The 25,844-nt window shown below is 45.8% G+C and carries 29 protein-coding genes; 14 read left to right on the top strand and 15 right to left on the bottom strand.

The window, feature by feature from the left end:
- Positions 1 to 20: 20 nt before the first annotated feature.
- Both ICN45_RS06350 and ICN45_RS06345 read right to left on the bottom strand, forming a co-directional pair.
- On the bottom strand, positions 21 to 416 hold the full coding sequence (locus ICN45_RS06350) for a GNAT family N-acetyltransferase (protein WP_216174625.1): 396 nt from the start codon (positions 414 to 416) through the stop codon (positions 21 to 23).
- Positions 409 to 936, bottom strand: coding sequence for an MOSC domain-containing protein (locus tag ICN45_RS06345; RefSeq protein ID WP_255531110.1), 528 nt, complete (start codon positions 934 to 936; stop codon positions 409 to 411). The genes ICN45_RS06350 and ICN45_RS06345 overlap by 8 nt, the downstream gene beginning before the upstream one ends.
- Before the next feature lie 61 nt (positions 937 to 997).
- On the opposite strand from ICN45_RS06345, the gene ICN45_RS06340 reads away from it, so the two are divergent.
- Positions 998 to 1,870 carry a DMT family transporter gene (locus tag ICN45_RS06340; protein ID WP_216174623.1) on the top strand — a complete coding sequence of 291 codons (873 nt, stop codon included), beginning with the start codon at positions 998 to 1,000 and terminating at the stop codon, positions 1,868 to 1,870.
- Between the two features lie 49 nt (positions 1,871 to 1,919).
- Here ICN45_RS06340 and ICN45_RS06335 read toward each other — a convergent pair whose 3' ends face one another.
- Positions 1,920 to 2,102, bottom strand: coding sequence for a hypothetical protein (locus ICN45_RS06335; protein ID WP_216174621.1), 183 nt, complete (start codon positions 2,100 to 2,102; stop codon positions 1,920 to 1,922).
- A gap of 125 nt (positions 2,103 to 2,227) precedes the next feature.
- Between ICN45_RS06335 and ICN45_RS06330 the strand changes: the two genes are divergently transcribed.
- Positions 2,228 to 2,461, top strand: coding sequence for a DUF2798 domain-containing protein (locus ICN45_RS06330; protein WP_216174619.1), 234 nt, complete (start codon positions 2,228 to 2,230; stop codon positions 2,459 to 2,461).
- Between the two features lie 272 nt (positions 2,462 to 2,733).
- Here the strand turns inward: ICN45_RS06330 and ICN45_RS06325 are convergent, their stop codons facing one another.
- Both ICN45_RS06325 and ICN45_RS06320 read right to left on the bottom strand, forming a co-directional pair.
- The gene (locus tag ICN45_RS06325; RefSeq protein WP_216175655.1) at positions 2,734 to 4,350 is read right to left on the bottom strand and encodes a peptide chain release factor 3; all 1,617 of its coding nucleotides are present in this window, start codon (positions 4,348 to 4,350) and stop codon (positions 2,734 to 2,736) included.
- Between the two features lie 64 nt (positions 4,351 to 4,414).
- A complete protein-coding gene (locus tag ICN45_RS06320; protein WP_216174617.1) occupies positions 4,415 to 5,152 on the bottom strand; it encodes a pseudouridine synthase in 738 nt (245 codons plus the stop codon).
- 100 nt (positions 5,153 to 5,252) lie between these two features.
- Between ICN45_RS06320 and ICN45_RS06315 the strand changes: the two genes are divergently transcribed.
- Positions 5,253 to 6,581 (top strand): dicarboxylate/amino acid:cation symporter, encoded by a 1,329-nt coding sequence (locus ICN45_RS06315; protein WP_304610116.1) that lies wholly within the window; start codon positions 5,253 to 5,255, stop codon positions 6,579 to 6,581.
- Between the two features lies 1 nt (position 6,582).
- Here the strand turns inward: ICN45_RS06315 and ICN45_RS06310 are convergent, their stop codons facing one another.
- Genes ICN45_RS06310 through can form a run of 4 tightly spaced genes read right to left on the bottom strand, consistent with a single transcriptional unit; the run spans position 6,583 to position 10,358 of the window.
- Positions 6,583 to 8,001, bottom strand: coding sequence for a serine/threonine protein kinase (locus tag ICN45_RS06310; RefSeq protein WP_216174613.1), 1,419 nt, complete (start codon positions 7,999 to 8,001; stop codon positions 6,583 to 6,585).
- 6 nt (positions 8,002 to 8,007) lie between these two features.
- Positions 8,008 to 8,760: a metallophosphoesterase family protein gene (locus ICN45_RS06305; RefSeq protein ID WP_216174611.1), complete on the bottom strand. Its 753-nt coding sequence runs from the start codon at positions 8,758 to 8,760 to the stop codon at positions 8,008 to 8,010.
- A gap of 25 nt (positions 8,761 to 8,785) precedes the next feature.
- On the bottom strand, positions 8,786 to 9,685 hold the full coding sequence (locus ICN45_RS06300; RefSeq protein ID WP_216174608.1) for an LpxL/LpxP family acyltransferase: 900 nt from the start codon (positions 9,683 to 9,685) through the stop codon (positions 8,786 to 8,788).
- On the bottom strand, positions 9,678 to 10,358 hold the full coding sequence (gene can / locus ICN45_RS06295) for a carbonate dehydratase (RefSeq protein WP_216174605.1): 681 nt from the start codon (positions 10,356 to 10,358) through the stop codon (positions 9,678 to 9,680). Before can ends, ICN45_RS06300 begins: the two co-directional genes overlap by 8 nt.
- Positions 10,359 to 10,380: 22 nt before the next feature.
- Between can and ICN45_RS06290 the strand changes: the two genes are divergently transcribed.
- Positions 10,381 to 10,677 (top strand): DUF167 domain-containing protein, encoded by a 297-nt coding sequence (locus tag ICN45_RS06290; RefSeq protein ID WP_216174602.1) that lies wholly within the window; start codon positions 10,381 to 10,383, stop codon positions 10,675 to 10,677.
- Position 10,678: 1 nt separating this feature from the next.
- On the opposite strand, the gene ICN45_RS06285 is transcribed toward ICN45_RS06290, so the two are convergent.
- A complete protein-coding gene (locus ICN45_RS06285) occupies positions 10,679 to 11,575 on the bottom strand; it encodes an aspartyl/asparaginyl beta-hydroxylase domain-containing protein (RefSeq protein ID WP_216175654.1) in 897 nt (298 codons plus the stop codon).
- 157 nt (positions 11,576 to 11,732) lie between these two features.
- On the opposite strand from ICN45_RS06285, the gene ICN45_RS06280 reads away from it, so the two are divergent.
- Both ICN45_RS06280 and ICN45_RS06275 read left to right on the top strand, forming a co-directional pair.
- A complete protein-coding gene (locus ICN45_RS06280) occupies positions 11,733 to 12,098 on the top strand; it encodes a DUF8785 domain-containing protein (RefSeq protein WP_216174598.1) in 366 nt (121 codons plus the stop codon).
- 113 nt (positions 12,099 to 12,211) lie between these two features.
- Complete coding sequence (locus ICN45_RS06275; protein WP_048812313.1) at positions 12,212 to 12,496, top strand: HU family DNA-binding protein; 285 nt, start codon at positions 12,212 to 12,214, stop codon at positions 12,494 to 12,496.
- A 77-nt stretch (positions 12,497 to 12,573) separates the two neighbouring features.
- On the opposite strand, the gene rodA is transcribed toward ICN45_RS06275, so the two are convergent.
- The 5 genes from rodA to ICN45_RS06250 are packed head-to-tail and all read right to left on the bottom strand — an operon-like array spanning position 12,574 to position 18,147.
- Positions 12,574 to 13,725 (bottom strand): rod shape-determining protein RodA, encoded by a 1,152-nt coding sequence (gene rodA / locus ICN45_RS06270; RefSeq protein WP_216174595.1) that lies wholly within the window; start codon positions 13,723 to 13,725, stop codon positions 12,574 to 12,576.
- Complete coding sequence (mrdA, locus tag ICN45_RS06265) at positions 13,707 to 15,614, bottom strand: penicillin-binding protein 2 (protein WP_216174592.1); 1,908 nt, start codon at positions 15,612 to 15,614, stop codon at positions 13,707 to 13,709. The genes rodA and mrdA overlap by 19 nt, the downstream gene beginning before the upstream one ends.
- An 8-nt stretch (positions 15,615 to 15,622) precedes the next feature.
- Positions 15,623 to 16,147 (bottom strand): rod shape-determining protein MreD, encoded by a 525-nt coding sequence (gene mreD, locus ICN45_RS06260; RefSeq protein WP_216174589.1) that lies wholly within the window; start codon positions 16,145 to 16,147, stop codon positions 15,623 to 15,625.
- Positions 16,144 to 17,079: a rod shape-determining protein MreC gene (gene mreC, locus ICN45_RS06255; protein ID WP_216174586.1), complete on the bottom strand. Its 936-nt coding sequence runs from the start codon at positions 17,077 to 17,079 to the stop codon at positions 16,144 to 16,146. The genes mreD and mreC overlap by 4 nt, the downstream gene beginning before the upstream one ends.
- 24 nt (positions 17,080 to 17,103) lie before the next feature.
- Complete coding sequence (locus tag ICN45_RS06250; RefSeq protein ID WP_216174583.1) at positions 17,104 to 18,147, bottom strand: rod shape-determining protein; 1,044 nt, start codon at positions 18,145 to 18,147, stop codon at positions 17,104 to 17,106.
- A 61-nt stretch (positions 18,148 to 18,208) separates the two neighbouring features.
- On the opposite strand from ICN45_RS06250, the gene gatC reads away from it, so the two are divergent.
- The 8 genes from gatC (at position 18,209) to argB (ending at position 25,834) form a co-directional block, all read left to right on the top strand.
- Positions 18,209 to 18,502 carry an Asp-tRNA(Asn)/Glu-tRNA(Gln) amidotransferase subunit GatC gene (gene gatC / locus ICN45_RS06245; RefSeq protein WP_216174580.1) on the top strand — a complete coding sequence of 98 codons (294 nt, stop codon included), beginning with the start codon at positions 18,209 to 18,211 and terminating at the stop codon, positions 18,500 to 18,502.
- On the top strand, positions 18,499 to 20,016 hold the full coding sequence (gene gatA / locus ICN45_RS06240; protein ID WP_216174577.1) for an Asp-tRNA(Asn)/Glu-tRNA(Gln) amidotransferase subunit GatA: 1,518 nt from the start codon (positions 18,499 to 18,501) through the stop codon (positions 20,014 to 20,016). The genes gatC and gatA overlap by 4 nt, the downstream gene beginning before the upstream one ends.
- On the top strand, positions 20,016 to 21,485 hold the full coding sequence (gene gatB, locus ICN45_RS06235) for an Asp-tRNA(Asn)/Glu-tRNA(Gln) amidotransferase subunit GatB (protein ID WP_216175653.1): 1,470 nt from the start codon (positions 20,016 to 20,018) through the stop codon (positions 21,483 to 21,485). The genes gatA and gatB overlap by 1 nt, the downstream gene beginning before the upstream one ends.
- A gap of 39 nt (positions 21,486 to 21,524) precedes the next feature.
- Positions 21,525 to 22,199 (top strand): DUF484 family protein, encoded by a 675-nt coding sequence (locus ICN45_RS06230; protein WP_216174574.1) that lies wholly within the window; start codon positions 21,525 to 21,527, stop codon positions 22,197 to 22,199.
- Positions 22,180 to 23,181: a tyrosine recombinase XerC gene (locus tag ICN45_RS06225; protein ID WP_216174572.1), complete on the top strand. Its 1,002-nt coding sequence runs from the start codon at positions 22,180 to 22,182 to the stop codon at positions 23,179 to 23,181. The genes ICN45_RS06230 and ICN45_RS06225 overlap by 20 nt, the downstream gene beginning before the upstream one ends.
- Positions 23,182 to 23,249: 68 nt before the next feature.
- Positions 23,250 to 24,308, top strand: coding sequence for a CobW family GTP-binding protein (locus ICN45_RS06220; RefSeq protein WP_216174569.1), 1,059 nt, complete (start codon positions 23,250 to 23,252; stop codon positions 24,306 to 24,308).
- Positions 24,309 to 24,430: 122 nt separating this feature from the next.
- Positions 24,431 to 24,919: an RNA polymerase-binding protein DksA gene (dksA, locus tag ICN45_RS06215; RefSeq protein WP_216174566.1), complete on the top strand. Its 489-nt coding sequence runs from the start codon at positions 24,431 to 24,433 to the stop codon at positions 24,917 to 24,919.
- Between the two features lie 12 nt (positions 24,920 to 24,931).
- Entirely contained in the window at positions 24,932 to 25,834 is a 903-nt protein-coding gene (gene argB / locus ICN45_RS06210; protein WP_216174563.1) for an acetylglutamate kinase, read from the top strand.
- Positions 25,835 to 25,844: the final 10 nt, after the last annotated feature.

The following is a 25,844-nucleotide window of genomic DNA, read 5'->3' as shown; positions in this document are numbered from 1 at the left end:
CGACCCTCCCAAAGACGTAATTATTTTTTCAGGGTCCACGCGCGTGGGTTATGTTCAAAGCCCAAGTGCTCGTAATACGCATTTGCCTTAGGGGCTGCTAGAAGCACAATCATACATTCAGGACCAAGGCGTGCTTTGGTTTCTTCGATGAGTTGTTTACCAATACCGGTTCGTTGATATTGTTCATCTACTGCCAAATCCGCTAGGTAGGCGACATAAGCAAAATCAGTTAAGGAGCGGGATATTCCGATTAATTTATCGTCATCCCATGCCGTAACGATGAGATTAGCATTTTTGAGCATTAACTCAAACGTAGTCACATTATTAATAGGCCGTCGCTCACCTAAGGTAGACCGTTCGTATAAATCGATGGCCTGTTTTGCAGTAATGGGAGCCTGATCGCTATAACTAATCATTAGAGCGCTGATGATTCATGAGTAATGCATCTCCAGTTGAGAGAAGTCCAGAGCTGAGGATCTCGGCACGTATTCCGCCTCGCCCATCAAACGCATCCATAAAGCCTGGTTTACCTACTAGTTCTCCAGGTCGCACACAAGGTGCACAAAGTTCAGTTCCCTTTAAAGAAATATCGCCTAACTGAAACGCTTGCCCAACCAAGGCATTTAGTTCGCTTGGTGATATGCCGTCAAGCACCACATTGCGACGCGTTTCAGAATCAGTAAAAGGAGTTTCATTACTACCCTCAAGCCACAGCTTGGCAATAGCGATGCCGGTGCTGGCGATTAAGCTGATGTGCCTAATCTTGGGGGGCTGGTTATCGGAAAAGGCACCTAGTCCAGAGGCATAGCGATCCCCTTTAATACCAAGCCCCACCTCTACCTCAACAGTTGTCTTGGCTTGCATCGGGGCCCCTGCGTTTGAGGAAATATAGAGGGCTTGTATATGAATTTTCGTTTGCATAATAGATATCTGCATATTACAACTCGATCCTGGAGTTTGTTAATACAATCAATTCATTAATAGCAAAAAGGCCTTAGTGAACAAAGAAACCAAAGGAATGCTGATTGGATTTATTGGCATTCTGATTTTTAGCTTAACTTTGCCTGTAAGTAAGATTGCGGTCTTAAGCTTTAACCCCTACTTTATTGCCTTTGGGAGGGCTACCTTTGCCGGCTTAGTGGCTTTAGCCTATCTTGCTTACAAAAAGGAAGCCTTACCAAGCAAGATTGATTTTGGTAAATATGTCGTCATTGCTTTGGGCGTAGTTTTTGGCTTCCCCATCTTTACTACCGTGGCTATGACGCAAGGCTCTTCTTCACACGGCGCGGTCATTTTGGGCATGATGCCTTTGGCTACGACGGTAATAGGCGTCATTCGCTTTAAGGAGCAACCCTCTTTAGGCTTTTGGTTAGTTTCCTTAATGGGGGCTGCGCTGGTAGTGATCTATGCGCTACTAAAAAACTCCGGAAGTTTTACTTATATCGATGGCTTGTTGGTGCTCGGTGGAATCTGTGCCTGCGTGGGATATGTCGAAGGTGGTGAACTTTCTAGAAGAATGAATCCCCGTGCAGTGATCTCCTGGGCGCTCGTGATTTCTTTACCTGTCAATATAGTGGCAAGCTTTTTGACGTTTAATCCTGAATACATCAACGCTGGTGGCGTGGCGTGGATTAGTTTTGTCTACTTAAGTCTATTCCCCATGTTCTTAGGATTCTTCTTTTGGTACGAAGGTCTTGCTATTGGAGGTATTGCACGTGTGAGTCAAGTGCAGCTCATTCAGCCGTTTTGTACTTTGCTTGCTGCCAGCGTTTTGTTAGGGGATCCAATGACAGCAATGAATTTAGTGTTTGCAGTGCTGGTTGTGTCAACAGTAATTTTAGGAAAAAGAATGTTGGTTAAACGGCACTAATACTTGAGCTCAGCCAATAAAAAAGCCCCGTTACATTGGGGCTTGGTATTTAGGCTGCAACAATAGTTTGCTTATTGATCGCTCGCAAAATCTTACTTTTTTCTTTTGGTTTATTGCTTGCTTCTAATAATTTATTGAGCTGTGCTACGTTTAGTGGCCCAAGGCGGGGTTTGCCTGTTTTGGTGAGCATGGGGTCGTTTTTTCTGTTTCTTTGGTTTTGGCCTGCAGCCATAGTTTTCCTAGGGAAAATGAGTGATGAATCGTAGAGGCTAGCTCATCAGACCCCCCTATTTAGGGCGCACAATAGTGATCACCAATCAGAATACCAGTTTAAAAGTACAGACGCTATGATTAGGCATGATTAATCTCTCAAAACTTATCTTCTCCCTCATCATGGGCTGCTTGATGTCATTAAGCATCACGCTGGCAACTACGTTTGCACGCCTTGGGGCCGTAGACAATTTCTTTGCAGCATGGATGGAGGTCTGGTTTGTAGCCTATCCTGTAGCCATCATTGGCATATTAATTTACAGGCCTTTTGCAGCTTATGTAACAGCCATGTTGGTTGAGAAAATAGGCTCACGTAAGTAATTTATAGAGCAAAAAAGGATTTATATGAAAGCCTATGTAGCTAGTATTTTTTTTATCATTGGATTATGGGGATGCGCTGCTGTTTATACAGACGCATCGGATGCAAATCACGTTACGTTTTTGAATAGTAGCGGCGAATCCATTGCACAGTTGACGCAAAAAGCGGGCGCGTACTGCGCGCAGTACGGTAAGGCTGCTTCCTTCAGAAGCAGCGATACTCAGTTACTCGTTGTGTTTGATTGCAAACCACCCCGCAACTAGGTGCAAGCAGCTTATCCAGCAAGATCTGATTGATAAATTAGGCCGGCATGTTCCCTCAGGGCATGGAACTGGATCGACTCCCAGCGCTGCTGTGCTACATCTAGCTCTGATTTATGGGATGCTAGAAAAACAGAGGCGCCTACAACATCCTCAGCCATACGATGAATATTTTCTTGAATAAACTTTTTTAGCGTAACGGGATCGTCCGAGCTTACCCAGCGAGCAAGGCTATAGCGTGCAGGCAGTAGCCGTACTTCTGCGCCATACTCACTTTGTAGACGATGACTTACCACTTCAAATTGCAGTTGACCAAAGGCACCAAGCAGCATGGTTCCGCCAGCCATGGGGCGGAAAACCTGAATGGCACCTTCTTCACCAAGCTGCATAAGGCCAGTTCGGAGTTGCTTGGTGCGTAAGGGGTCGGCTGACTCAACCATGCGGAAAATTTCAGGGGCAAAAAATGGCAAGCCTGTAAATTGCAATTGCTCGCCCTCGGTAAGCGTATCACCTAGGCGGAGTAGACCATGGTTAGGCAGGCCAATGATGTCGCCTGGAAATGCTTCATCTAAAATATCGCGTCTTTGCGACAAGAAAGACAACGCGTTATTGGTACGCACTTCTTTGTTGTTGCGACAAATCTTGAGTTTCATCCCCCGCTGAAAATGGCCGGAACAGATGCGTAAAAATGCTACGCGGTCACGATGGGCTGGATCCATATTTGCCTGGATCTTAAAGACTACAGCAGAGAATTTATTTTCAGCAGGACTTACTTCACGTTGCAGGGCTTTGCGTGATCCGGGTGAAGGCGCTAGTTCAACTAGTGTGTTCAGAATTTCACGAACACCAAAATTATTAATTGCAGAGCCAAAAAATACCGGCGACTGACGACCAGCCAGAAAGGCCGCCCGATCAAATGCGGGCATTGCTTCTTTAATAAGAGCCACTTCAGTCAACGCATTTTCTAAATCAGTTCCAAGGCGTGCCCTAAGGCCTGGATCATTGACGTCTACTACGGCGTGTGAGTCTTCAGTTACGCGGTCTTCGCCGGCTTTAAACATGCGCATACGCATATTGGCAATATCAATTACCCCAGCAAAAGATTTACCCATACCAACTGGCCAGGTAAATGGAACGACTTCAATGCCAAGTGCAGTCTCGATCTCATCCATCAATTCCATGGGAGGCTTTACCTCGCGATCCATCTTATTAATGAAAGTAACAATCGGTGTATTACGAGCACGACACACTTCAAGCAAACGAAGGGTTTGTGATTCGACACCATTGGCCGCATCAATCACCATTAATGCAGAATCTACTGCAGTCAGAACACGGTAAGTGTCTTCCGAGAAATCTTGGTGTCCGGGTGTATCTAATAGGTTGATGATGCAGTCGCGATATTCCATCTGCATTACAGAGCTTGCTACAGAAATACCGCGCTGCTTCTCAATTTCCATCCAGTCCGAGGTCGCATGCCTACTAGCCTTACGTGCCTTAACGCTACCCGCAATTTGAATGGCTCCTGCATAGAGCAACAGTTTTTCGGTAAGCGTAGTCTTACCTGCATCTGGGTGAGAGATGATGGCGAAGCTACGACGTCTCAGTACTTCTGCACCTGGGGTGCTGGGGATAATAGTTTCGATGGTGATTCTGCGCTTATCTAGTTTGGACGCAATTATAAGCGGGCGGCCTTGCTTAGAATTGCTCTTCAGGCCTTACAAAACGCCATTGGCCAGGTGGCAGTGGTCCTAGAGAGATACGTCCGATTCTGACGCGTTTCAAGCCAATCACTTTCAGGCCGACAATTTCGCACATTCTACGTATCTGACGCTTGCGACCTTCTCGTAATACAAAGCGAAGTTGATCTTCATTTTGCCAACTGACTTGCGCTGGTTTGAGTTCTACACCATCAAGAGAAAGGCCATGCTTTAGACGATCTAAATCCTCAAAGGAGAGTTTGCCCTCTACACGCACTAAATATTCTTTTTCAATGGGACTATTTTCGCCAATTAGTAATTTGGCAATACGACCATCCTGGGTTAAAACCAACATTCCGGTGGAATCAATATCCAGCCTACCCGCAGGCGCAAGGCCCTTGGTATTGAAGCGAGGATTGCGACCTTTATCGAGCGGGCTACCAAAGTAATTTTCAGGCGTGATGAGAGATGCTGCTGGTTGATATTCTTGCTCATCGTCAAAATGCGAGATGTAGCCAACCGGTTTATTTAAAACGACTGTTATGCGAGATGCTTGCTGTGCCTTGGCGCCAGACTGCAACTCAATTTTTTGATGGCGGTAGGCTCTAACGCCAAGTTCATTGACTACTTCACCATCTACCGTTACTAAGCCTTGCTCAATGTAGGAATCTGCTTCACGACGTGAGCACAGCCCCAGCTCAGACAATAGTTTAGAAACCCGTAATTTTTCTTCCATTACTGCATTATCCGTTAAAGGGTAGCTTAAAATGGTGCAAAGCAGTACTTCAAACTGGCTAAACTACGCGAGTCCTTAATACAAAATAAGAGAATTCAAAATGACTGTTGCCATGAAAAAGCCCCCATTTTATAAAATCCTTTATTTTCAAGTGCTTATGGCTGTATTGATCGGGGTTCTGCTTGGTAACTTTTACCCTTCCATTGGCGTAGAAATGAAACCCTTTGGCGATGCCTTTATTAAGGGCATCAAGATGTTAATTGCCCCGATTATTTTCTGCACGGTTGTGATTGGTATTGCCGGCATGGAAGATATGAAGAAAGTAGGCAAAACGGGTGGACTAGCGCTTTTGTATTTTGAGGTTGTGAGCACTATTGCATTAATGGTTGGATTGCTTGTGGTGAACGTATTACAGCCAGGCGCCGGCATGAATATTGATCCTGCCAGCTTGGACACCAAAGGAATTGCTGCATATACAGGCCCAGGAAAGATGGGCACCACCACAGAATTTTTACTCAACATCATTCCCAATACTGTTGTAGATGCATTTGCAAAAGGCGAGATATTACAGGTACTTTTTATTGCAGTACTTTTTGGATTTGCATTACATCGATTTGGTGGCCGGGGAACGATGGTATTTGATTTGATCGAAAAGACCTCCCATGTTTTATTCGACATCATTGGCATCATTATGAAATTTGCACCGATTGGTGCTTTTGGTGCAATGGCCTTCACCATTGGCAAGTATGGTGTTGGCTCACTTTTCTCCTTAGGCAAATTGATGGGCGCTTTTTACATTACTTGCCTACTTTTTGTTTTCATTGTGCTCGGAACCATTGCGCGTCTAAATGGTTTTAATATTTTCAAATTTGTACGCTACATTAAAGAAGAGCTCTTGATTGTTTTGGGCACATCCTCATCTGAATCGGTCTTGCCGCGCATGATGGAGAAGATGGAGTTATTGGGCGCCAAGAAGAGTTGTGTAGGTTTAGTTATTCCAACTGGCTATTCCTTTAACCTAGATGGCACTTCTATTTATCTAACCATGGCCGCAGTCTTTATTGCTCAGGCTACCGATACCCCAATGACGATCACTCAACAAATAACGCTTTTGCTGGTCTTATTGCTGACCTCAAAAGGAGCTGCTGGGATCACTGGTAGCGGCTTCATTGTCTTAGCCGCGACCCTTTCTGCCGTTGGGAATGTTCCAGTGGCTGGCTTAGCAATCATCTTGGGAATTGATCGCTTCATGTCTGAAGCGCGTGCTTTGACTAATTTAGTTGGGAATGGCGTAGCCACAATTGTTGTGGCCAAATGGACGGGTGAGTTAAATGAAAAGCAATTAACGGCAGCCCTGAATAGAGATAGTTGGATTGAGGCTCAGGATCCTGAATATTTCTTAGATCAAAAGCAAGACAAAATGCGTTAAGTTAGGTTCTCACAATATGAACGCTGCAGGGAGCTTCCTCAGCAATCTTTGTCATGGAAGTTCTCCAAGGCGTCACTTTGTTAGGCATCTTGTGTGAAGCACCAATTAAAATCAGGGATGCATCATTATCTTTAGCAAATTCCACAATGCGTGAGGCCGGATCCATGGCTTCTAGCACGTGATAAGAAATTCTCTCAGGGGGTAACTTTAAAGGCTTGGCCCACTCCATTAGTTGCACCAAGTGGCCACGCACAATTCCACTGGCGGTTTCATTTTCTTGATTGCCTTCAAATGTAGGAGTGCTGCTAATCGTACTAATACATACCAAGCGACTTTCTGGATAGGCATGCAATAAATTTTTAGCGGTGAGTTGCATGAGCTCGCGCAAGTCTTCATCAGATTGGCGAGTGTCAATTGCAGCAATCATCAAAGGGGCATCATGATTACCCATACTGGGGCGTGGACTAGGAGATGGTTCATAGCCAGCCGCCTTAAACATGCCTTTCAGGTTTTCCCAAAAGCTAGGGGGCTCAACTCGATCAGCCCGTTCTGTAAGGGTGATGCCTTCAGGCTCACGCAACACTTGACGTAAGCGGGCGGCACTTTGGTAGCGATCAGCAGCACGCGGTTCTAAGCATCTTAAAACAACCTCTTGTAACCAGCGGGGGATTTCCTTGCGGATTGCGCGGGGCGGAAAAGGTTCTGCCCACATCCGTTTTCTCAAGCCACTCATGGTCTGTGGGTTACCAAAAGGCAATTCACCAGTGAGCAGCTCATACATGATGACGCCAATGGAGTAGATATCACTGCGTGAATCTGAACGAATTCCCGCTACTTGTTCTGGGGAGATGTAGGGCGCCGATCCAACGCCCTTGCGCATTTCTTCTGCAAGCAAATCAGGATAGCGGGCATGATGTGACAAGCCAAAGTCAATCAAGGTTAACTTTCCTGTGTCATCAATCAGAATATTGTCTGGCTTGATATCCAGATGAATAGCATCTTGAGAGTGCAAGGATTGAACTGCTTGAGCTAGGTCTGCAGCAATCCGTACTACCTCCTCAATCGTAAAAATTTTGCCCTCTTTAATGAGATCTTCGAGCGGTTGCCCTGCCACTCTTGCCATCGCAATATAGGGGCGAGTAGCCATATTTCCAGCCCCCAAAAATTGAGGAACAAACGGGCTTTTCAAAGAGCGAAGAATCGTGAGCTCTGTCTCAAAGCCAATTAAGCTCTCAACAGGCTGATCTCTGCCGACGCGAGGGATCTTCAGTAGTATCGGAAGATCAATGCCTTCCTTGGTGGCAGTGAAAAGACTGGCCATGCCCCCTCGATGAACTTCTTTTCCTATAACAAAGCCGTCAACAACTTTGCCTTCTTGAAAAATATCATCAACCGCCTCAATATCGGTATTGATTGCCATTGACTTTTACTTGCCGGTAATTAAACGGTTCGCCAAATCTTCTGGCAAGCCTGCGCGACGAACTTTATCGGCAGCCGTGAAATGGTCATAGGGCACTCGATGAAAAGTGAGCACCTCTAATTCTGGTTCAAAAACTGCAAAACACGCCTCTGGATTTCCATCTCTTGGCTGCCCTAAGGAGCCAACGACACCAACCCATTGGCGGTGCTGTAAGACTGGGATTTCATCACCAGGATGTGGGGCAAAGCGAATCAACTTACCTACAGCGCTTTGATAAAAAAGGGCTTGCTCATGAGCATGCCCTACAAAGGTGTAGCTCTTGCCAGAATCTTGAACGCAACGCCATGCACTCATGCTGTCGGTAATGTAATTCCACTCAGCGGGTTTATAAGCAGAAGCATGAACGAAACACATTTTTTCTTCATTCACAATCAAGGGCAAGTTTTTTAAAAACTCAATATGACTTTCCTTGAGTTGAGTTTTGGTCCATTCAATAGCAGCATTGGCGCTGGCATTCATTTGGGTGCGGCAGTCCTTAAAAACAGCTTCGTCGTGATTTCCCAAAATAGCGATGGCTCTTTTGGCTTCTACTAGTCCTGCAATACGATCGAGTAAGGCAACCGGATCTGCGTTATAGCCCACTAGGTCGCCTAAGAAAACCATCCGGGTTACACCCAGCTCTTCAGCTCTGGCGATACAGGCTTCATAAGCCTCTAGATTGCTATGAAGATCGGCAAATAGCCCAATACGTTCGGTCATTTTTCAATGATAGGACAAAAGGTCTTCAATTTGAAGGGTTATAGGGGCTAGCTACGTTGTTAGGACGGTTTTTAAAGCGCTTATGAACCCAATAGTATTCAGCAGGGCGAAGCCGAATAGTGTCTTCAAAATACTGATTTAAGCGAGCTGTATCTATCGTGGCATCTGAGCTTGGAAAGTCTTTTAGAGGGGCGCTAATCTCACATAGATAGCCTGACTCATCTGCTTTTAAAGTAGTAGTCATCATGCAAACATCCGCACCCGTGATCTTGGCTAAGCGTGATACCGCGGTAATGGTGTTGGTCTCAATTCCAAAAAATGGCACAAATTCAGAATCTTTCAGACCTAAATCAATATCGGGGGCAATGATAATGAAGTTCCCATTGCGTATTTCTCGAATAATTTCTTTTGAGCTTCCTTGGCGATCAATTGAATTGCCCCCAAAGCGATTACGCCACTCAACTATTTTTTTATTGAAAAACGGATTTTTCATTCTCTGAAAGTATCCCGAGGTGCGAGGCCAGTGTTTTTGTTTTGCAAGCGCACTCAAAATAATACTTCCCTCGATACCAGTGAAATGCATATTCACCAGTATGCGAGGTTTTTTGCTGGAAAGATCAACCGCAGACTTAACTTCAATCATACGACTCAGTTGATTAACGCTTCCCATCCAAATAATGCTTTTTTCCACAATGCTTCTGCCGAGCAAACGCCAGTGTTGTTTGCTGAGTTGGTCAATTTCGGAGGCATTAAGATTATGAAAGCACAAGTGCAAGTTTGTTTTAACTACTTTGTTTCTATCCCCTGGAATACGTGCTGCTATATAGCCAAGACCATAACCTATTGATACTAATAGCCTGTAGGGAAGAAGTGATAACAGCTTGAGAAGGCAAACTGCAACAGAATTGAAGAACGACTTAAGCAAATGGGTTTTGCTCTGAATCGTAACGCTTGATGGATTTGATATAGCGCTCTTGCATCTCTTCAGTTGAGCTGATCGACATTCCTAAGTCGTTGACAAGACCAGTTTCTAATCGATAAGTCCAGCCATGGACTGTAAGGTCTTGGTCGCGCGCCCAAGCATCTTGCACGATGGTTGTTTCGCATACATTCACCACTTGCTCGATAACATTCAGTTCACATAAGCGATCTTGGCGTTTAGGTGTTGGTATTAGCTCACCTAAGTAGCGCTCATGTTTTTGATGCACGTCCTTTACATGGCGTAGCCAGTTATCGGCTAGGCCTACGCGTTTATCGGCTAATGCAGCATGCACGCCAGAGCATCCATAGTGACCGACAACCAAGATATGCTTGACTTTGAGTAGGTCGATGGCAAACTGAATGACGGACAAGCAATTCAAGTCGGTGTGAACTACAACGTTTGCTACATTACGATGAACGAAGAGTTCGCCTGGATCGAGATTCACAATCGCATTTGCTGGTACTCGACTATCTGAACAGCCTATCCAAAGGTATTCTGGGGCTTGTTGGGAAACGAGCCTTTTGAAGAAGTCACTATCCCGGGCAATCATGTCTTCTGCCCATGCGCGATTATTCACAAATAGCTGTTCGAGGGCTTGAGAATTCGGTTTGCTCATAATTTAAGTTTAAAGTACTTTCATGATGCCTATTTGGTTAAAACAAACCCCTAACGGAATTACGCTGAATTTGCACTGCCAGCCTGGCGCAAAGCAAACCAAGGTGGTGGGTTTGCATGATGGATGCCTCAAGATTTCTCTCCAAGCGCCTGCTTTGGAAAATAAGGCCAATGAATTTCTACTGGCCTGGCTTTCGAAGCAACTAAAAGTACCGCAAAAACAAATTCAATTTATCTCTGGCCAAAATAGCCGCCATAAACGGATTGAAATATGGGGCTCTATCAGTCCAGAGCAAATTATTCAGATCTTAAAGCCCTAAATTACCAAAAGATCGCCCACAAAATACCCAAGATCAATACCCATTTTCCAAGGTAATAGGCTGAGCGATGCTTGGCTTTCAGTTTTTTGGCTTGCGCCCTGAGCTCGTAAAAATACTTAAACAGCACGTTTACAAAACCAACCTTTTCACCTGCGACGTTTTGTGAAGCAGCAGCACTCATCACGTTTCTACCAAACCAACGATTAAATGCTTGCACTATCTTTGTATAAACGGGTCTTTCCACGTCACAAAATAAGACAATTCGTTGGTGATCAGTCTCGTTGGCAGCAAAATGAATATAGGTTTCATCAAACATCACAGGCTCTCCATCCTTCCAGTGATAACGCTCGCCATCAACCTCAATAAAGCATTTGGGGTCATTCGGTGTGACTAAGCCAATGTGATAGCGCAGCGAGCCTGCATAAGGGTCGCGGTGGCGAACCAGCGTTGCTCCAGGGGGCAAAGAGGCAAACATGGCTGCCTTAACTGAGGGGATCGACTTTAGTAATGCAACTGTTCTGGGGCAACTGGCTTGAGCTGAAGGCAAATCTTTGCCATACCAATACAAATGAAAGCGCTTCCAACCCGTCCTGAAAAAGGAATTAAAGCCAATATCGTTATACCCGGTAGCTACAGCAATCGCACCATCTGCATTTAAAGAAAGCGCCTCTTCACGAATCGCTTCCCAGTTATCTTGCAGTACTTGCATTTCAGGGAATTGGCTCACGGGAATGTAAGCGCTCGCCTTTACCTTAGAAAACAAATATAAAAGCGTATTCACAGGGGCTAGCAGGACTTGATAGTCTGTGAGGGATCGCACGACCCCAAACCTGACTCTGCCCCTAAAATACACATAAATAGCTGAGGCTACAAAAATAAAAAAGATGACGTGACGAATTTGCATGGGGCTTATCTAAGTGAGTTAACCCCCTTATTTTAATTTGTCTGTAGATGATTAATTGACTATTTCTTAGCTTTAGATGCTCATATACTTAGGCCTGATAGGTTTATGGACCTGATTAGGGTTTATGTGTAGATTGATCAAGGAAGATCTTATGAACGGGTTTACAAAATGGCTCTTAAGCCTTGTTTTAATTGGGTTAGTCGGTATTTCTGTATATACCTGGGCTATGCTCACTTGGAGTTATGGCAGCGGCGAACGTGCGGGATATGTGCAGAAATTCTCACATCGCGGCTATATCTGTAAAACTTGGGAAGGCGAATTGGCAATGGTTTCTATGCCCGGCACCATGTCAGAAAAATTCCTCTTTACGGTGCGTGAAGATGCTGTGGCGCAAAAAATAAATGCTAATCTAGGCAAAAAAGTAGCTCTAAAATATCAACAACATATTGGTTTACCAACTACCTGTTTTGGAGACACAGAATATTTTGTTTACGATATTACTGTTTTGGATGAGTAATTTGTAGGGCTTATAAAAAATTGCTGTAACGCAGCTTTATTTTTGTAATTTTTTGTGGTTAAAATCATGTCAGCGCAATGTGCGCCGACATCAATATCTATAAGGAGCTTCACTTGAACAAAGCCGAACTAATCGCAGCGATTGCTGACGACGCGGAGATTTCTAAAGCCAAAGCTGAATTCGCATTGAATTCTGCAATCGACACAATCATCAAAGCTGTTACCAAAGGTGACTCAGTACAACTGATCGGCTTCGGTACTTTTGCATCTGGTAAGCGCGCTGCACGTATGGGCCGTAATCCAAAAACTGGCGAGCCACTCAAAATCGCCGCTGCTAAAACTGTTAAGTTTTCTGCTGGTAAAGCATTTAAAGATTCAGTGAACAAGCGTAAGAAGTAATTCTGCCTTGGCAAATAAAAAAGCCCGGTCTGCCGGGTTTTTTTATTACTTCAGAAGCTAAGTACGCCTATCCAAGGCTAGCTTTGTACCAAGCGGCGATGGCGATGAATGCTCATCAGGATCCCTGCTCCAAAGCCCAGTGTGACCAACGCGGTTCCCCCGTAACTAATAAAAGGTAGGGGTACCCCTACAACGGGAAGTAGGCCGCTTACCATACCGATGTTCACAAATGCATAGGTAAAGAAAATTAACGTAACGGAAGCGCCCAATAAGCGAGTAAATAAATTGGGAGCACTCGCAGAGATGGCTAAACCGCGCTTAATCAGAGCAAAGAAAAGTGCCAGTAATACGAGATTTCCAAGAAATCCAAATTCTTCAGAAAATACTGCGAATACAAAGTCGGTATGTTTTTCTGGAATGAATTCCAAATGCGCTTGCGTTCCTTGAAACCAGCCTTTTCCAAAAAATCCGCCTGAACCAATCGCAATCATCGATTGAATGGTGTGGAATCCTTTTCCAAGGGGGTCGCTGCTAGGATCTAGCAAAGTACAAATGCGATGTTTTTGATAATCGTGCACAAAAGGCCACACCACATCACGCACACAAATCGTACTGCCAAAAATAATGATCAGTAATATACCAATCACTCCAATGCCAATAAAGGGGAGAATCCATTTCCAGGGTAGTCCAGCCAGAATGATGACGTAAAGGCCCGCAGCAAAAACAAGCAGTGCAGTACCTAAGTCGGGTTGGCGCGCAATCAGAAACACTGGGATTGCCAAAATAATTGCTGCAACTGCATAGTCCCAAGTTTTTTGAATGCCTTCACGTTTGTGAAAATACCACGCAAGCATTAATGGCATAGCAATCTTCATTAACTCAGATGGTTGAATAACGAAGCCAATATTGAGCCAACGACGTGCACCTTTTTTAATTAATCCAAATACCGCGACTGCAATTAATAAGGCAACCCCAAAACCATAAATCCAAACGGCACCCATCTCCAACCATTTGGGTGGAATGCGCGAAACAAGCCACATCACTACAAAGCAGAGAGCGAGATTACGCAACTCATCGGCAATTTGAACCGGTGTATTTTGACTGGAAGATAGGAATGTAAAAAATCCAATAGCTGCTAAGCCAAGTAAAATAAGGCCTAGCTGGCGGTCTAACCCAGAAAAAATACCAAAGAAAAAACTTTTAATTTTTATTAAGGGGCTCTTGTCCATTCAGGAATCTCCTTAGGCCACTTGCCCTCTATATAAAAGTCTAGCGCTTTACGCGCAATCGGCGCAGCGTACTGCGCACCAAAGCCCGCATTCTCAACCACCATCGCAATCACAATTGTTGGTTTATCTGCGGGAGCAAATGCAATATACAAAGCATGGTCACGTAAAAATTCTGCAGTGGAGCCATGTTTATATTCTTTCGAATTTAAACTAAAGACCTGGGCAGTACCCGTTTTTCCACCTACTTGATAACCAGTTCCCTTGAATGCCGTAGCGGATGTACCAGAGACATTCACTTCAACCATCGCCTTTTTAATGACTTCAATATTGTCTTGGTTAAGATCAATGCGATAGCTTTCTTTAGGGGTAGTTAAGACTCTGTTGCGCGTGAACGGGTCTTCAACTGCTTTAACCAAGTGCGGCTTCATCACAACACCGTTATTCGCTACGTTTGCCATTGCATGGGCTAGTTGCAAAATTGTAAAGGCGTTATAGCCCTGTCCAATGCCTAGAGAAATCGTTTCACCCTCGTACCATTTTTGTTGCTCAGGTTTTTTAAAGGTATTTTTCTTCCACTCAGTAGATGGCAGTACGCCTTTTGATTCACCCTGTAAATCGATGCCAGTAATTTGACCAAAGCCCAATGGTTTCATAAAGTCATGCATCATGTTCACGCCCATATCGCGAGCTAGCGTGTAATAGTAGGTATCGCAGGATTCAACGATCGACTTCTGCATATCTACTATGCCGTGACCACCTTTTTTATCATCGCGGAAAGTGTGGTTACCAAAATCAAAGTAACCCGGATCTGAAATGGTTTGCACAGGGGTGCGTTTCTTATTTTCTAATGCAGCCAGTGCCATGAAAGGCTTGTAGGTTGATCCTGGTGGGTATATCCCTTTGAGTGGACGGTTGTACAAAGGCTTTTGTGGGGAGTCATTAAGCTCCTTCCAGGTGACTGCATCTATGCCTTCTACGAAATCATTTGGATTGAAGTTTGGCTTAGACACAAAGGCAAGTACATCACCAGTTTCTGGTTCAATTGCAACAAATGCCCCGCGGAAATTTCCGTAGAGCTGCTCAACTAAATATTGCAGTTTGATATCCACCGAGAGAACCACATTCTTTCCCGGTATTGATGGCGAACTAGAAAGAGTGCGCACCGGTTTTCCGCCGGCAGTAATTTCTACTTGGTCGTAACCAGGTGTACCACGTAAAACCGTCTCATAGCTTTGCTCAAGCCCAATCTTGCCAACGTACTGAATGCCGGGCAAAAAGGAAGCTTGTAATGCATCGGGATCATCCGCTTTTGCCCCTTCAATTTCTACCTGCATTTTCTCTTTGTCTTTTTGGGAGACACGCCCAATATAGCCAATGAGGTGGGAGGCTAATTCGTTATAGGGATATTCACGAAAGCTTCTGGCACGGACTTCAACTCCAGGAAAGCGATAGCGATTAGCCATAAAACGAGCAGTTTCAGCCTCATTGAGCATCGAACGAAGGGGAAAAGTACCCATGTTTCGGGAGTCTTCTAGGGAGCGCTTGAAATTGCGGCGATCTCTGGGGGAAATATCAATGATTTCTGAAAGTTCATTGATGAGTTGGTCAACGTTCCCCTTCACTTCTTCAGCATTGACATCTAAAGTCAGGGCCGAGTAGTTTCTGCCAATCACAATGCCATTTCGATCAATCAGAAGCCCTCGATTGGCGGGTGCCGGCACTAAGGCAATGCGATTGCTTTCAGCGAGAAGAACATATTTTCCATGACTGACAAGTTGCAACCATACCAAGCGAGTTATTAGGAGTAAGAAGCAAAAAGTGACAAATAGGGTCGCAATATGAATGCGCTCTTGAAATGAGTCGAGGTCAGGTTTTTTATAAGAAACCATACAGCTTCTTAGAGTGGCCGATTGTGATCGACGTCAATTGGACGACGTTGTGGCCACAACAAAATGCGCGTTGCTAATGGCCAAAGCATTGCCTCAATTAGCGCTTGAACTGCCCCTGTTAAGGCCCACCAATAGAACTCTCCGCTTAGTAAGCAATGTACTAGTACCGGAAATAAAGAGGCTAGTAAGAAGATGGGCAGAAGATGCAGGGCTTGTGACAGGACGCTGAGCGCGATAATTCTTCTATGCCAAGAGATCGCTAGATAAGCAACTAATGAATAGCTAAACGCATGCAGACCTAAAAGATCCGAGTTGTGCACGTCTATTAATAAGCCGAGGATAAAGGCAGTGATGACGCTGACATAGCGATGCTGATGGATATTCCAAAACACAATACAAAGAATCAGCCAGTCTGGTACCCATCCGTAATTACCAATTGGTAAAAGGTTTAATAGCAGCGCACAAAATAAGCTGAAATAAATGAAGACCGGATTTACCGGACGCAGAATGTAGCCACTCTGAAGATCGATCATTGCATGCCTCGCGAGCGCGTTTGGCGACGACCTGGTGTGTTTGTTAAGGGCGCGTCAGTAAGCGATTTAGTATTCACGACGGGCGCTTTAGCATCGAATTGGGGGTCATACAAAAATGCCAAGGCTTGACGATAGCGGTTGACAGCCGCTACAGGGACACAAAATACATTCGACGAGTTCTTATCAGCGTTGCGCTCAATTTTGCTAATCACTGCCACAGCAAATCCAGGGGGGTATACGCCATCAATGCCTGAGGTAAGCAAAATATCACCGACCTCTAGATCACTGGCCACTGGTAAATAACGCAGTTCCAGCGGATTGCTGCGCCCAGCCCCAAATACCGCTGCACGCAGTCCGTTGCGGGCAACTTGTACTGGAACTGCGAAATCACGATCCTCTAATAAGGAAACTTCGGCAGAGCGCTCATATAGCCTTACTACCTGCCCAAGGATGCCGGAGTCATTGGCAATAGGGTTGCCAAGTTTGAGGCCATCATTGCTTCCGCGATTGATGACAATGCGCTGTGAGATTGGATTGGGTGGATTAAACAGAATCTCAACGGGTAAGGTTTTAAAGGCAAGCTGTTTTTGTAGTGCCATCAACTCACGCAAATTTTGATTTTCTACCATCAAAAATTCGGATTGGTTAGCAAGAAGCGAGAGCTCAGCTTGGCGAGCTTTCATCACTTGGTTTTCTTGATCAAGCGTAGCGCGTGTAGTGAAATATTCCGATGCTGCTTCAAATAGATTACGCGGTGTCATCATGACATATTCAAGCGGACGCAAAACCCAATTGACGTTGTTGCGAATGGGATCGAGAGGCTTGAAACGAAAATCAATCAGCATCAGAGCGATGCTGATTGACAGACAGACAATCAGTTTAAGTAAGGCCGGAATGCCCTGTCTGAAAAGTGGTGGAGCGCTATATTGCAATTCCCTGATCGACGTGTATGTCGCTTACTCGTGCGAGAACACTCCGCCTAACTTATCCATGCGCTCAAGGGCAATACCGCAACCACGAGCGACGCAAGTTAATGGATCTTCTGCAATATGAATTGGCAAACCTGTTTCTTCAAGCAAGAGGCGATCAAGGTCACGTAATAAGGCTCCGCCGCCAGTCAGCATCATCCCGCGCTCAGCAATATCAGAGGCCAACTCAGGCGGGATCTGCTCGAGAGCTGCTTTTACTGCAGTCACGATTTGATTCAAGGGATCAGTCAGCGCTTCCAGAATTTCATTACTTGTAACAGTAAAGCTACGTGGAATGCCTTCAGAAAGATTGCGTCCTTTTACTTCCATCTCACGCACTTCTGCGCCAGGGAAAGCAGAGCCAATCGTTTTCTTGATTAACTCAGCAGTTTGCTCACCAATCAACATGCCGTAGTTACGACGAATGTAATTAGTAATGGCTTCATCAAACTTATCACCACCAACGCGAACAGAGCCTTTGTAAACCATGCCACCTAATGACATCACACCAACTTCAGTTGTTCCGCCCCCGATGTCAACCACCATCGAACCAGCAGCCTCGGAAACGGGTAAGCCAGAACCAATTGCAGCAGCCATTGGTTCTTCAATCAGAAATACTTGGGATGCACCAGCGCCTAATGCAGACTCACGAATTGCACGACGTTCTACTTGGGTAGATCCACAAGGAACGCAAATGATGATGCGTGGACTCGGTTTTAATAATTTGCTCTCATGCACCAGCTTGATAAATTGCTTGAGCATTTGTTCGGTAATCGTGAAATCAGCGATCACGCCATCTTTCATTGGGCGAATTGCCTCGATATTTCCCGGAACACGACCCAACATCGCTTTTGCCTCTTTGCCGACGGCCAAAATGGTCTTTTTGCCATTGGGGCCACCTTCTTGGCGAATTGCGACAACTGAGGGTTCGTCGAGCACAATACCCCGCTCACGCATATAGATTAAGGTGTTGGCGGTGCCTAGGTCGATGGCTAGGTCATTAGAAAAGTAGCTGCGGAAAAAACCAAACATGATGTAGTGGGAAAATAGAAGTTGTTAATAAAAATATATAGGAATGATACTCTAGCGCCTCATGAATCTTGATGATGTCCAGCGCATTGCGCACCTTTCTCAACTTGAGTTAAGCCAGGCAGAAGCCGAGGCAGTTTTACCTCAATTGCAGGCTATTTTTTCCCTAGTGGAGGAAATGCAGGCAGTTGACACAACTGGTCTTGAGCCATTGGCCCACCCGATCCTATTTTTGCGTGATTTGGCTCAACCATTACGTGCTGACCAGGTTACCGAATCAAACCACCGAGCTGAAAATATGAAATCAGCCCCCGCTGAGCAGGAGGGTTACTTCTTAGTACCCAAGGTGATTGAATGAGTTGGCACAACACCCCTATCTCGTTAATGGCGAAGGCGCTGGCAGCAAAAGAGGTTTCCAGCACGGAGTTAACCCAATACTTTTTAGATCGAATTGAGGCTGGAAAACAGTGGAACGCATACCTAGATGTGAATGCTCACTTAAGTTTAGAGCAAGCATCTAAAGCAGATCAATTAATTTCTTCAGGAAAGTCTGGCAAATTAACAGGCATCCCAGTAGCCCATAAAGATGTCTTTGTCACCCGTGGTTGGAAGTCGACTGCTGCCTCCAAAATTCTGGCTGGCTACCAGAGCCCTTTTGATGCGACGGTTGTCGCGAACTTGGGAATTCCAGACGAAAGTAATCCAAACGGTGCTGGCATGGTGTGTCTTGGTAAGACCAATATGGATGAATTTGCGATGGGCTCTTCCAATGAAAACTCGGCCTATGGCCCCGTTTTAAATCCCTGGAATGCAGCCTATGTTGCGGGAGGTTCGTCAGGTGGCTCAGCCGCAGCCGTTGCTGCTGGACTAGCCCCCATTGCTACTGGCACGGATACGGGCGGCTCGATTCGTCAGCCAGCTGCATTTTGTGGCTTAACCGGAATTAAGCCCAGCTATGGGCGTGTGTCCCGCTACGGCATGATTGCCTACGCCTCTTCCTTAGACCAAGCTGGCCCAATGGGTAAATCTGCAGAGGATTGCGCATTGTTACTTTCAGCAATGTCTTCGCACGACCCCCGAGATTCCACTTCGCTCGCAGATTCTGGTGAAGACTACGGTCGTTACCTTAATCAAAGCTGGCAGGAGAGCAATGCCAATCCCGCAAAACCATTAGAAGGTTTACGTATTGGTTTGCCTAAAGAATTCTTCGCCGCAGGTTTGGCAGTAGAGGTTGCTAAGTCAGTAAACGAAGCGGCTAAAACTTTAGAAAGTCTAGGCGCTAAGCTTGTTGAGGTGAGTTTGCCTAAAACAAAGTTGTCCATTCCTGTGTATTACGTATTAGCCCCTGCTGAAGCTTCCAGTAACTTGAGTCGTTTTGATGGCGTGCGTTATGGGCTGCGTGCCAATGAGTACAAAGATCTGGGTGATATGTATCAAAAGTCGCGTACCGAAGGTTTTGGCGCTGAAGTCAAACGGCGCATCATGATAGGTACCTATGTTTTGTGTCATGGCTACTACGATGCTTACTATCTACAAGCGCAGAAAATTCGTCGCATTATTGCGGCTGATTTTCAGACGGCATTCAAAGACTGTGATGTCATTCTGGGCCCCGTTGCCCCAGATGTAGCTTGGCGCTTAGGCGAGAAATCAAAAGATCCCGTGCAAATGTATCTAGAAGATATCTACACTCTCTCTACGAATTTAGCTGGCTTGCCAGCGATGAGTACGCCCTGTGGATTTAATGCAAACAACTTACCGATTGGTATGCAGTTGATTGGTAACTACTTTTCAGAAGCGCGCTTATTGCAAGTGGCTCATCAATATCAGCAAGCCACCGATTGGCATTTGCGTCAAGCAAGCGGGGTGACATGATGCAATGGGAAGTCGTTATCGGTCTAGAGACCCACGCGCAGTTACAAACCCAATCGAAGATTTTTAGTGGTGCAAGCACACGTTTTGGGGCAGCACCTAATACACAAGCCTGCGCCGTAGATTTGGCTTTACCCGGAGTATTGCCAGTGCTGAATCGACAAGCAGTTGAGCATGCCATTCGTTTTGGGTTGGCAGTAGGGGCTAAGATTTCACCGGCAAGCATTTTCGCGCGCAAGAATTACTTCTACCCCGACTTACCAAAGGGATATCAGATTAGTCAGATGGAGATCCCAGTAGTCGTTGGCGGGCATCTTGAGATTTTGGTAGGCGATGAGGTCAAGATAGTTGAGCTGACCCGCGCCCACATGGAAGAGGACGCTGGTAAGTCGGTTCACGAAGAAGGCTTTATCGGGCCCCATGGTGAGGCCTCTAGCGGTATTGACCTCAATCGTGCTGGGACGCCTCTTTTAGAAATTGTGACTGAGCCTGTGATGCGGAGCGCTGCAGAAGCAGTGGCTTATGCCAAGGCGCTTCACACCCTTGTGGTTTGGTTGGGTGTTTGTGATGGCAATATGCAAGAGGGATCCTTCCGTTGTGATGCCAACGTATCAGTTCGCCCGATGGGGCAAAAAGAATTTGGCACGCGTTGCGAGATTAAGAATTTGAATTCATTCCGATTCTTGGAGGAAGCCATTCAATATGAGGTGCGTCGTCAAATTGAATTGATTGAGGATGGCGGCACTGTTGTTCAAGAAACCCGTTTATACGATCCTGACCGTGGTGAAACACGCAGCATGCGCAGTAAAGAGGATGCTAACGATTATCGTTATTTCCCGGACCCAGACTTGTTGCCAGTGGTAATCGATGCCGCATGGATAGCTGAAGTTCGCAATCAGATGCCGGTACTTCCTGAGCAGCTTCGTAAGCAATGGCAGACCGAGTATGGTTTGAGTGCTTACGATGCGCAAATATTGACACAAGATCGTGATACTGCAAAGGTCTTTGAAGAGCTTTCCACTATTGTTGGTAAGCCGCTTGCAAAGGCTGCTGCCAATTTAATTGCTGGTGAATTTGCTTCCTCCTTAAATCGTGCGGGTATTGCAGTAGTAAACGCGCCACTAAAAGCGGAGAACTTAGCCCCATTGCTGACTCGCGTGGCTGATGGCACGATCTCAAACAAGATTGCTAAAGATATCTTTGCCATACTCTGGGAAGAGGCCGTAGCTGGCAATGCAATCAGCACCGTAGATCAAGTAATTGACGCTAAAGGACTTAAACAGATTAGTGATAGTGGTGCTTTAGAGACCATCATTGATCAAGTGCTTGCAGCAAATCCGAAATCCGTTGAAGAGTTCCGCGCTGGCAAAGAGAAGGCCTTTAATGCGCTCATTGGGCAAATTATGAAGGCCTCACAAGGCAAGGCAAATCCTGGTCAGGTGAATGAGCTACTGCGTAAAAAGCTGAGTTAATAAAAGTACTTATTGAGAGTGATATTGAGAAAGAGATAGATGAGCGCAATAGATCCAAAGAAAGCAGAACAAGAAGAGTTAGTTGCAGAGTGGTTGCGGGCAACACCTGGCTTCTTTGAGCGTTATGCAGCCCTCTTTAATGAGATTCGCATTAAGCATCCGCATGAAGATCGCACGATCTCTTTGCAAGAACGTCAAATGACAGTCTTGCGCACTCAAAATCAAGAGCTTAATCGTCGCTTGAGCGAAATGCTGCACTTTGGTAGTCGAAACGATAAGACCCAACAAAGTTTGGTTGCCTGGTTATTGCGTTTAATGAAGGCCAACAATACAGTGGATGTTGAAGAGGCAATTACTTCTGGCTTAGCCGACGTATTTGAGGTGGAGTCAGCACAACTGCTGTCCCCGAATTCTGCATTTGGACCTTGGATAGATACGCCGCTGTGTGGATCGGCTAAAGAGTTGGCTACGGCAAGTGTCGCTTTGCTGGCGAGCCAAACCACCATTGATCCTGATTGGCAAAGCATGGTGGCTATTGGTCTGCCGCTGGGTAAGAGCATTGGTGCCGATCAATCCCCGGCAGTGTTGCTATTGGCAAGCAAAGATGAAACACGCTTCACTGCAGACATGGGTGCTTTCTATCTGCGCCAAATAGCCGAACTAAGCGCTGCAGCTTTGGATCGTGTCCAGGCTTATGAAATTAAAGGCGACTGATCTTCATCCCCTCGTGCAGGAGTACTTGCACGAGCTGCATGTTTTACGTCAACTATCAACGCATACGCTCAAGGCGTATGGCATGGATCTGAGCGATTTACAAACTTTTGCTCAGGAAGATTCCATTGATTTATTAAAAGTCAGCAATGGCCATGTACGTCGTTGGGCTGGTCGCTTACATTCAAAAGGGAAATCCTCTAGAAGTATTGCCAGGGCACTTTCAGCATGGCGTGGTTGGTATGACTGGCTTACAGAAAAAGATGCTAGGCGAGATGCACGTGCTGGCAAGGTGGCCGGTAATCTAGTGGCCAATCCCGTTGATGATGTTAAAGCCCCCAAACGCCTAAAGTCCTTACCTAAAGCCCTCTCGGTTGAGCAAGCTCTGGCTCTCGTAAACCAAGCAGTCAAAGAGGCGGAGGCGAAAAAGGATTTGGAATCGATTCGGGATGCAGCCATTATTGATTTACTCTATTCCTCTGGCTTGCGTCTATCAGAACTGTTGGGAATTGATGTGATGCAAAGTAAAGATCGTCAGCAAGAGTCTGCGGGTTGGCTAGATTGGGATGCTGCTGAAGTGACTGTACTAGGCAAAGGCGGCAAAAGAAGGTCAGTTCCCGTTGGGGGGCCTGCTATGCAATCTCTGAAAATATGGCGCCAGCTCCGGGATGCGGGCGCGTATGTCGAGCAATCGAATGCCCTCTTTTTATCCGCTACTGGAAAGCGCTTATCACCGCGTACCGTGCAAGCACGCTTACGAACCCTGGCAATGCGGGCTGGATTGCCAACCCATGTTCACCCCCATATGATGCGCCATAGCTTTGCAAGTCATGTGCTGCAATCCTCCCAGGACTTACGTGCCGTGCAAGAGATGCTGGGTCATGCCAGCATCGCTAGCACCCAGATTTATACCTCCTTAGATTTTCAGCACCTTGCCCAGGCATACGATAAGGCGCATCCACGCGCAAAGGCTGGTAAGGGCTGAGGAACTAGGTAATATAGTGAGTTTCCTGCTTTGGGAAAACACGATTTGAGAATTTGATTGGATTATTCATGGCGTTAATTCCGGTAACCATTTTGACGGGCTTCTTAGGTAGCGGCAAGACCACTTTGCTCAAGCACATTCTCACTGAGCAGCATGGCAAAAAAATTGCCGTGATCGAGAATGAATTTGGCGAAGAGAACATCGACAATGACATCTTGGTTCAAGACAATCAGGAGAACATCGTTCAGATGAGCAATGGATGCATTTGCTGCACTATCCGTGGGGACCTTGTTGAAGCCTTGAATGAGCTTTGGGAGCAGCGCAAAGATAAGAAAATTAGTTTTGAACGTGTTGTTATTGAAACTACCGGCGTCGCCAATCCAGGGCCGGTTGCGCAAACTTTTTTCATGGACGATGACGTTGCAGACCACTATGTGTTGGATGCAGTTGTCACTCTGGTAGATGCCAAGCATGGCCCGCAGCAATTAAATGAGCATGAAGAAGCACAGCGTCAAGTAGGGTTTGCTGATCAAATCTTTATTACCAAGACTGATCTCGTTACGCCAGCTGAAGTGGATACCTTACGCAAGCGCCTGATGCATATGAACCCAAGAGCCCCTATAACGGGTATTTCTAAGGGCGTCGTGCCCTTGGATGCAGTTTTAGATCTCAAAGGATTTAACTTAAACGCTAAGCTAGATATTGACCCGCATTTCTTGGAGCAAGATGATCATGATCACGAACACTGTGGCCACGATCATAGTCACGACCACGATCATAGTACTCATGGCCACGACCATAGCCACGCTCATCATGGCCACGCAGGCCATACAGATCGGATTCAATCCTTCGTTTTTCGTAGTGATAAACCCTTTGATCATAAAAAGCTGGAAGACTTCCTCGGGGGCATTTTGGAGGTTTTTGGAGAGAAGATGTTGCGCTATAAAGGGGTGCTCTATGTCAAGGGAAGCAACCGAAAAGTGGTGTTCCAAGGCGTTCATCAGATGATGGGCAGCGATTTGGCTGGTCCTTGGGGTACAGAGCCCAAACAAACCCGTATGGTCTTTATAGGCATCGATTTACCTAAAGACACACTGCTGGCTGGGCTGGAGGGATGTTTGGCATAGTTAGAGTCGGGTACAATCCGCCGCCACGGTCAATATTGATGAATATCGAACAATATTGATAAAAGGGTAGCAAAAGTTTGGCAGAATGAGGCAATAATGCTTCAAATCTAGGAAAGAATGAGATGACGGTAAAAACAGCAACAAAACCAGCTACTGCTGCAAAAGCTAGCAGTAAAGCTACGAGCACTAAGACTGCAAAAGGTGCGCCAATAACTGAAGCAGAATTGCTCAAAATGTCCGAGAAGGACTACATGAATGCTGCACAGTTGGATTTTTTCCGTCAAAAACTTCAGACCTTGAAAGAGGACATTTTGAAAAATGCCTCCGAGACAACAGAGCATCTGCGTGAAAATATTTTGGTGCCGGATCCTGCTGATCGCGCAACGATTGAAGAAGAACATGCATTGGAATTGCGTACTCGTGATCGCGAGCGGAAATTGCTCAAAAAAGTAGAGCAAGCTTTAACCCGTATTGAGTCTGGCGACTATGGATGGTGTGAAGAGACTGGTGAGCCTATCGGCCTGAACCGTTTAATTGCAAGGCCTACAGCCAATTTATCTCTTGAAGCTCAAGAGCGTCGAGAACTCCGCCAAAAATTATTTGGCGAATAAATTTTACTTGCAATGACTAAGCATTTACCTACTATTAGTGATATCCCGCCTTTATTAAAGGCGGAGATTCTTGCTGAAGCTTTACCTTACATCCGCGCATATCACGGCAAGACAATTGTGATTAAGTATGGTGGAAACGCCATGGTGGAGGAGCGTCTCAAAGAAAGTTTTGCTCGTGATGTCATTTTGCTGAAGTTAGTCGGCATGAATCCGGTTGTGGTTCACGGCGGCGGCCCACAGATTGACGAAGCACTCAAAAAAATTGGTAAGACTGGAACCTTTATTCAGGGCATGCGCGTTACTGATGAAGAAACCATGGAAGTGGTTGAATGGGTTCTTGGTGGTGAGGTGCAGCAGGATATTGTGATGTTGATTAACCACTTTGGTGGTCAGGCTGTAGGTTTGACTGGTAAAGATGGCGGACTCATTCATGCCAAGAAAATGTTCGTAGCAGATGAGAAAAACCCAGGCGGGAAAATTGATCTCGGTTTTGTAGGTGAGATTGAAGCGATTAATCCCGCAGTAGTAAAAGCCCTGCAAGACGATGCTTTCATTCCAGTGATCTCACCGATTGGCTTTAGTGCAGAAGGTCAGGCCTTCAATATCAATGCAGACTTGGTCGCTGGCAAGATGGCTGAAATACTGCATGCAGAGAAGTTGGTCATGATGACCAATATTCCTGGTGTGATGGATAAGAATGGCAAGTTGCTCACCGATTTAACCGCTCGTGAAATTGATGCTTTATTTGCTGACGGTACTATTTCAGGTGGTATGTTGCCAAAGATCTCTTCTGCATTAGATGCAGCTAAGAGTGGCGTAAATTCAGTGCATATCATTGATGGGCGCATTGAGCACTCCTTATTATTAGAAATCCTGACCGAGCAAGCGTTCGGCACGATGATTCGCTCGAGATAATTCAGTCCAC

This window comes from Polynucleobacter alcilacus, assembly GCF_018881545.1.
In the GTDB taxonomy this organism is placed as follows: Bacteria; Pseudomonadota; Gammaproteobacteria; order Burkholderiales; family Burkholderiaceae; genus Polynucleobacter; species Polynucleobacter alcilacus.
Note: the sequence above shows the minus strand (reverse complement) of the source record. Positions and strands in the feature narration are given on the sequence as shown.

Bases quoted from the DNA above. Each gene is read 5' to 3' on its own strand.
- ICN45_RS06350 (WP_216174625.1), bottom strand. From the start codon at position 416: ATGATTAGTTATAGCGATCAGGCTCCCATTACTGCAAAACAGGCCATC.
- ICN45_RS06345 (WP_255531110.1), bottom strand. From the start codon at position 936: ATGCAGATATCTATTATGCAAACGAAAATTCATATACAAGCCCTCTAT.
- ICN45_RS06335 (WP_216174621.1), bottom strand. From the start codon at position 2,102: ATGGCTGCAGGCCAAAACCAAAGAAACAGAAAAAACGACCCCATGCTC.
- ICN45_RS06330 (WP_216174619.1), top strand. From the start codon at position 2,228: ATGATTAATCTCTCAAAACTTATCTTCTCCCTCATCATGGGCTGCTTG.
- ICN45_RS06320 (WP_216174617.1), bottom strand. From the start codon at position 5,152: ATGGAAGAAAAATTACGGGTTTCTAAACTATTGTCTGAGCTGGGGCTG.
- ICN45_RS06315 (WP_304610116.1), top strand. From the start codon at position 5,253: ATGACTGTTGCCATGAAAAAGCCCCCATTTTATAAAATCCTTTATTTT.
- ICN45_RS06310 (WP_216174613.1), bottom strand. From the start codon at position 8,001: ATGGCAATCAATACCGATATTGAGGCGGTTGATGATATTTTTCAAGAA.
- ICN45_RS06305 (WP_216174611.1), bottom strand. From the start codon at position 8,760: ATGACCGAACGTATTGGGCTATTTGCCGATCTTCATAGCAATCTAGAG.
- can (WP_216174605.1), bottom strand. From the start codon at position 10,358: ATGAGCAAACCGAATTCTCAAGCCCTCGAACAGCTATTTGTGAATAAT.
- ICN45_RS06290 (WP_216174602.1), top strand. From the start codon at position 10,381: ATGATGCCTATTTGGTTAAAACAAACCCCTAACGGAATTACGCTGAAT.
- ICN45_RS06280 (WP_216174598.1), top strand. From the start codon at position 11,733: ATGAACGGGTTTACAAAATGGCTCTTAAGCCTTGTTTTAATTGGGTTA.
- rodA (WP_216174595.1), bottom strand. From the start codon at position 13,725: ATGGACAAGAGCCCCTTAATAAAAATTAAAAGTTTTTTCTTTGGTATT.
- mrdA (WP_216174592.1), bottom strand. From the start codon at position 15,614: ATGGTTTCTTATAAAAAACCTGACCTCGACTCATTTCAAGAGCGCATT.
- mreD (WP_216174589.1), bottom strand. From the start codon at position 16,147: ATGATCGATCTTCAGAGTGGCTACATTCTGCGTCCGGTAAATCCGGTC.
- ICN45_RS06250 (WP_216174583.1), bottom strand. From the start codon at position 18,147: ATGTTTGGTTTTTTCCGCAGCTACTTTTCTAATGACCTAGCCATCGAC.
- gatC (WP_216174580.1), top strand. From the start codon at position 18,209: ATGAATCTTGATGATGTCCAGCGCATTGCGCACCTTTCTCAACTTGAG.
- gatA (WP_216174577.1), top strand. From the start codon at position 18,499: ATGAGTTGGCACAACACCCCTATCTCGTTAATGGCGAAGGCGCTGGCA.
- gatB (WP_216175653.1), top strand. From the start codon at position 20,016: ATGCAATGGGAAGTCGTTATCGGTCTAGAGACCCACGCGCAGTTACAA.
- ICN45_RS06230 (WP_216174574.1), top strand. From the start codon at position 21,525: ATGAGCGCAATAGATCCAAAGAAAGCAGAACAAGAAGAGTTAGTTGCA.
- ICN45_RS06225 (WP_216174572.1), top strand. From the start codon at position 22,180: ATGAAATTAAAGGCGACTGATCTTCATCCCCTCGTGCAGGAGTACTTG.
- ICN45_RS06220 (WP_216174569.1), top strand. From the start codon at position 23,250: ATGGCGTTAATTCCGGTAACCATTTTGACGGGCTTCTTAGGTAGCGGC.
- dksA (WP_216174566.1), top strand. From the start codon at position 24,431: ATGACGGTAAAAACAGCAACAAAACCAGCTACTGCTGCAAAAGCTAGC.
- argB (WP_216174563.1), top strand. From the start codon at position 24,932: ATGACTAAGCATTTACCTACTATTAGTGATATCCCGCCTTTATTAAAG.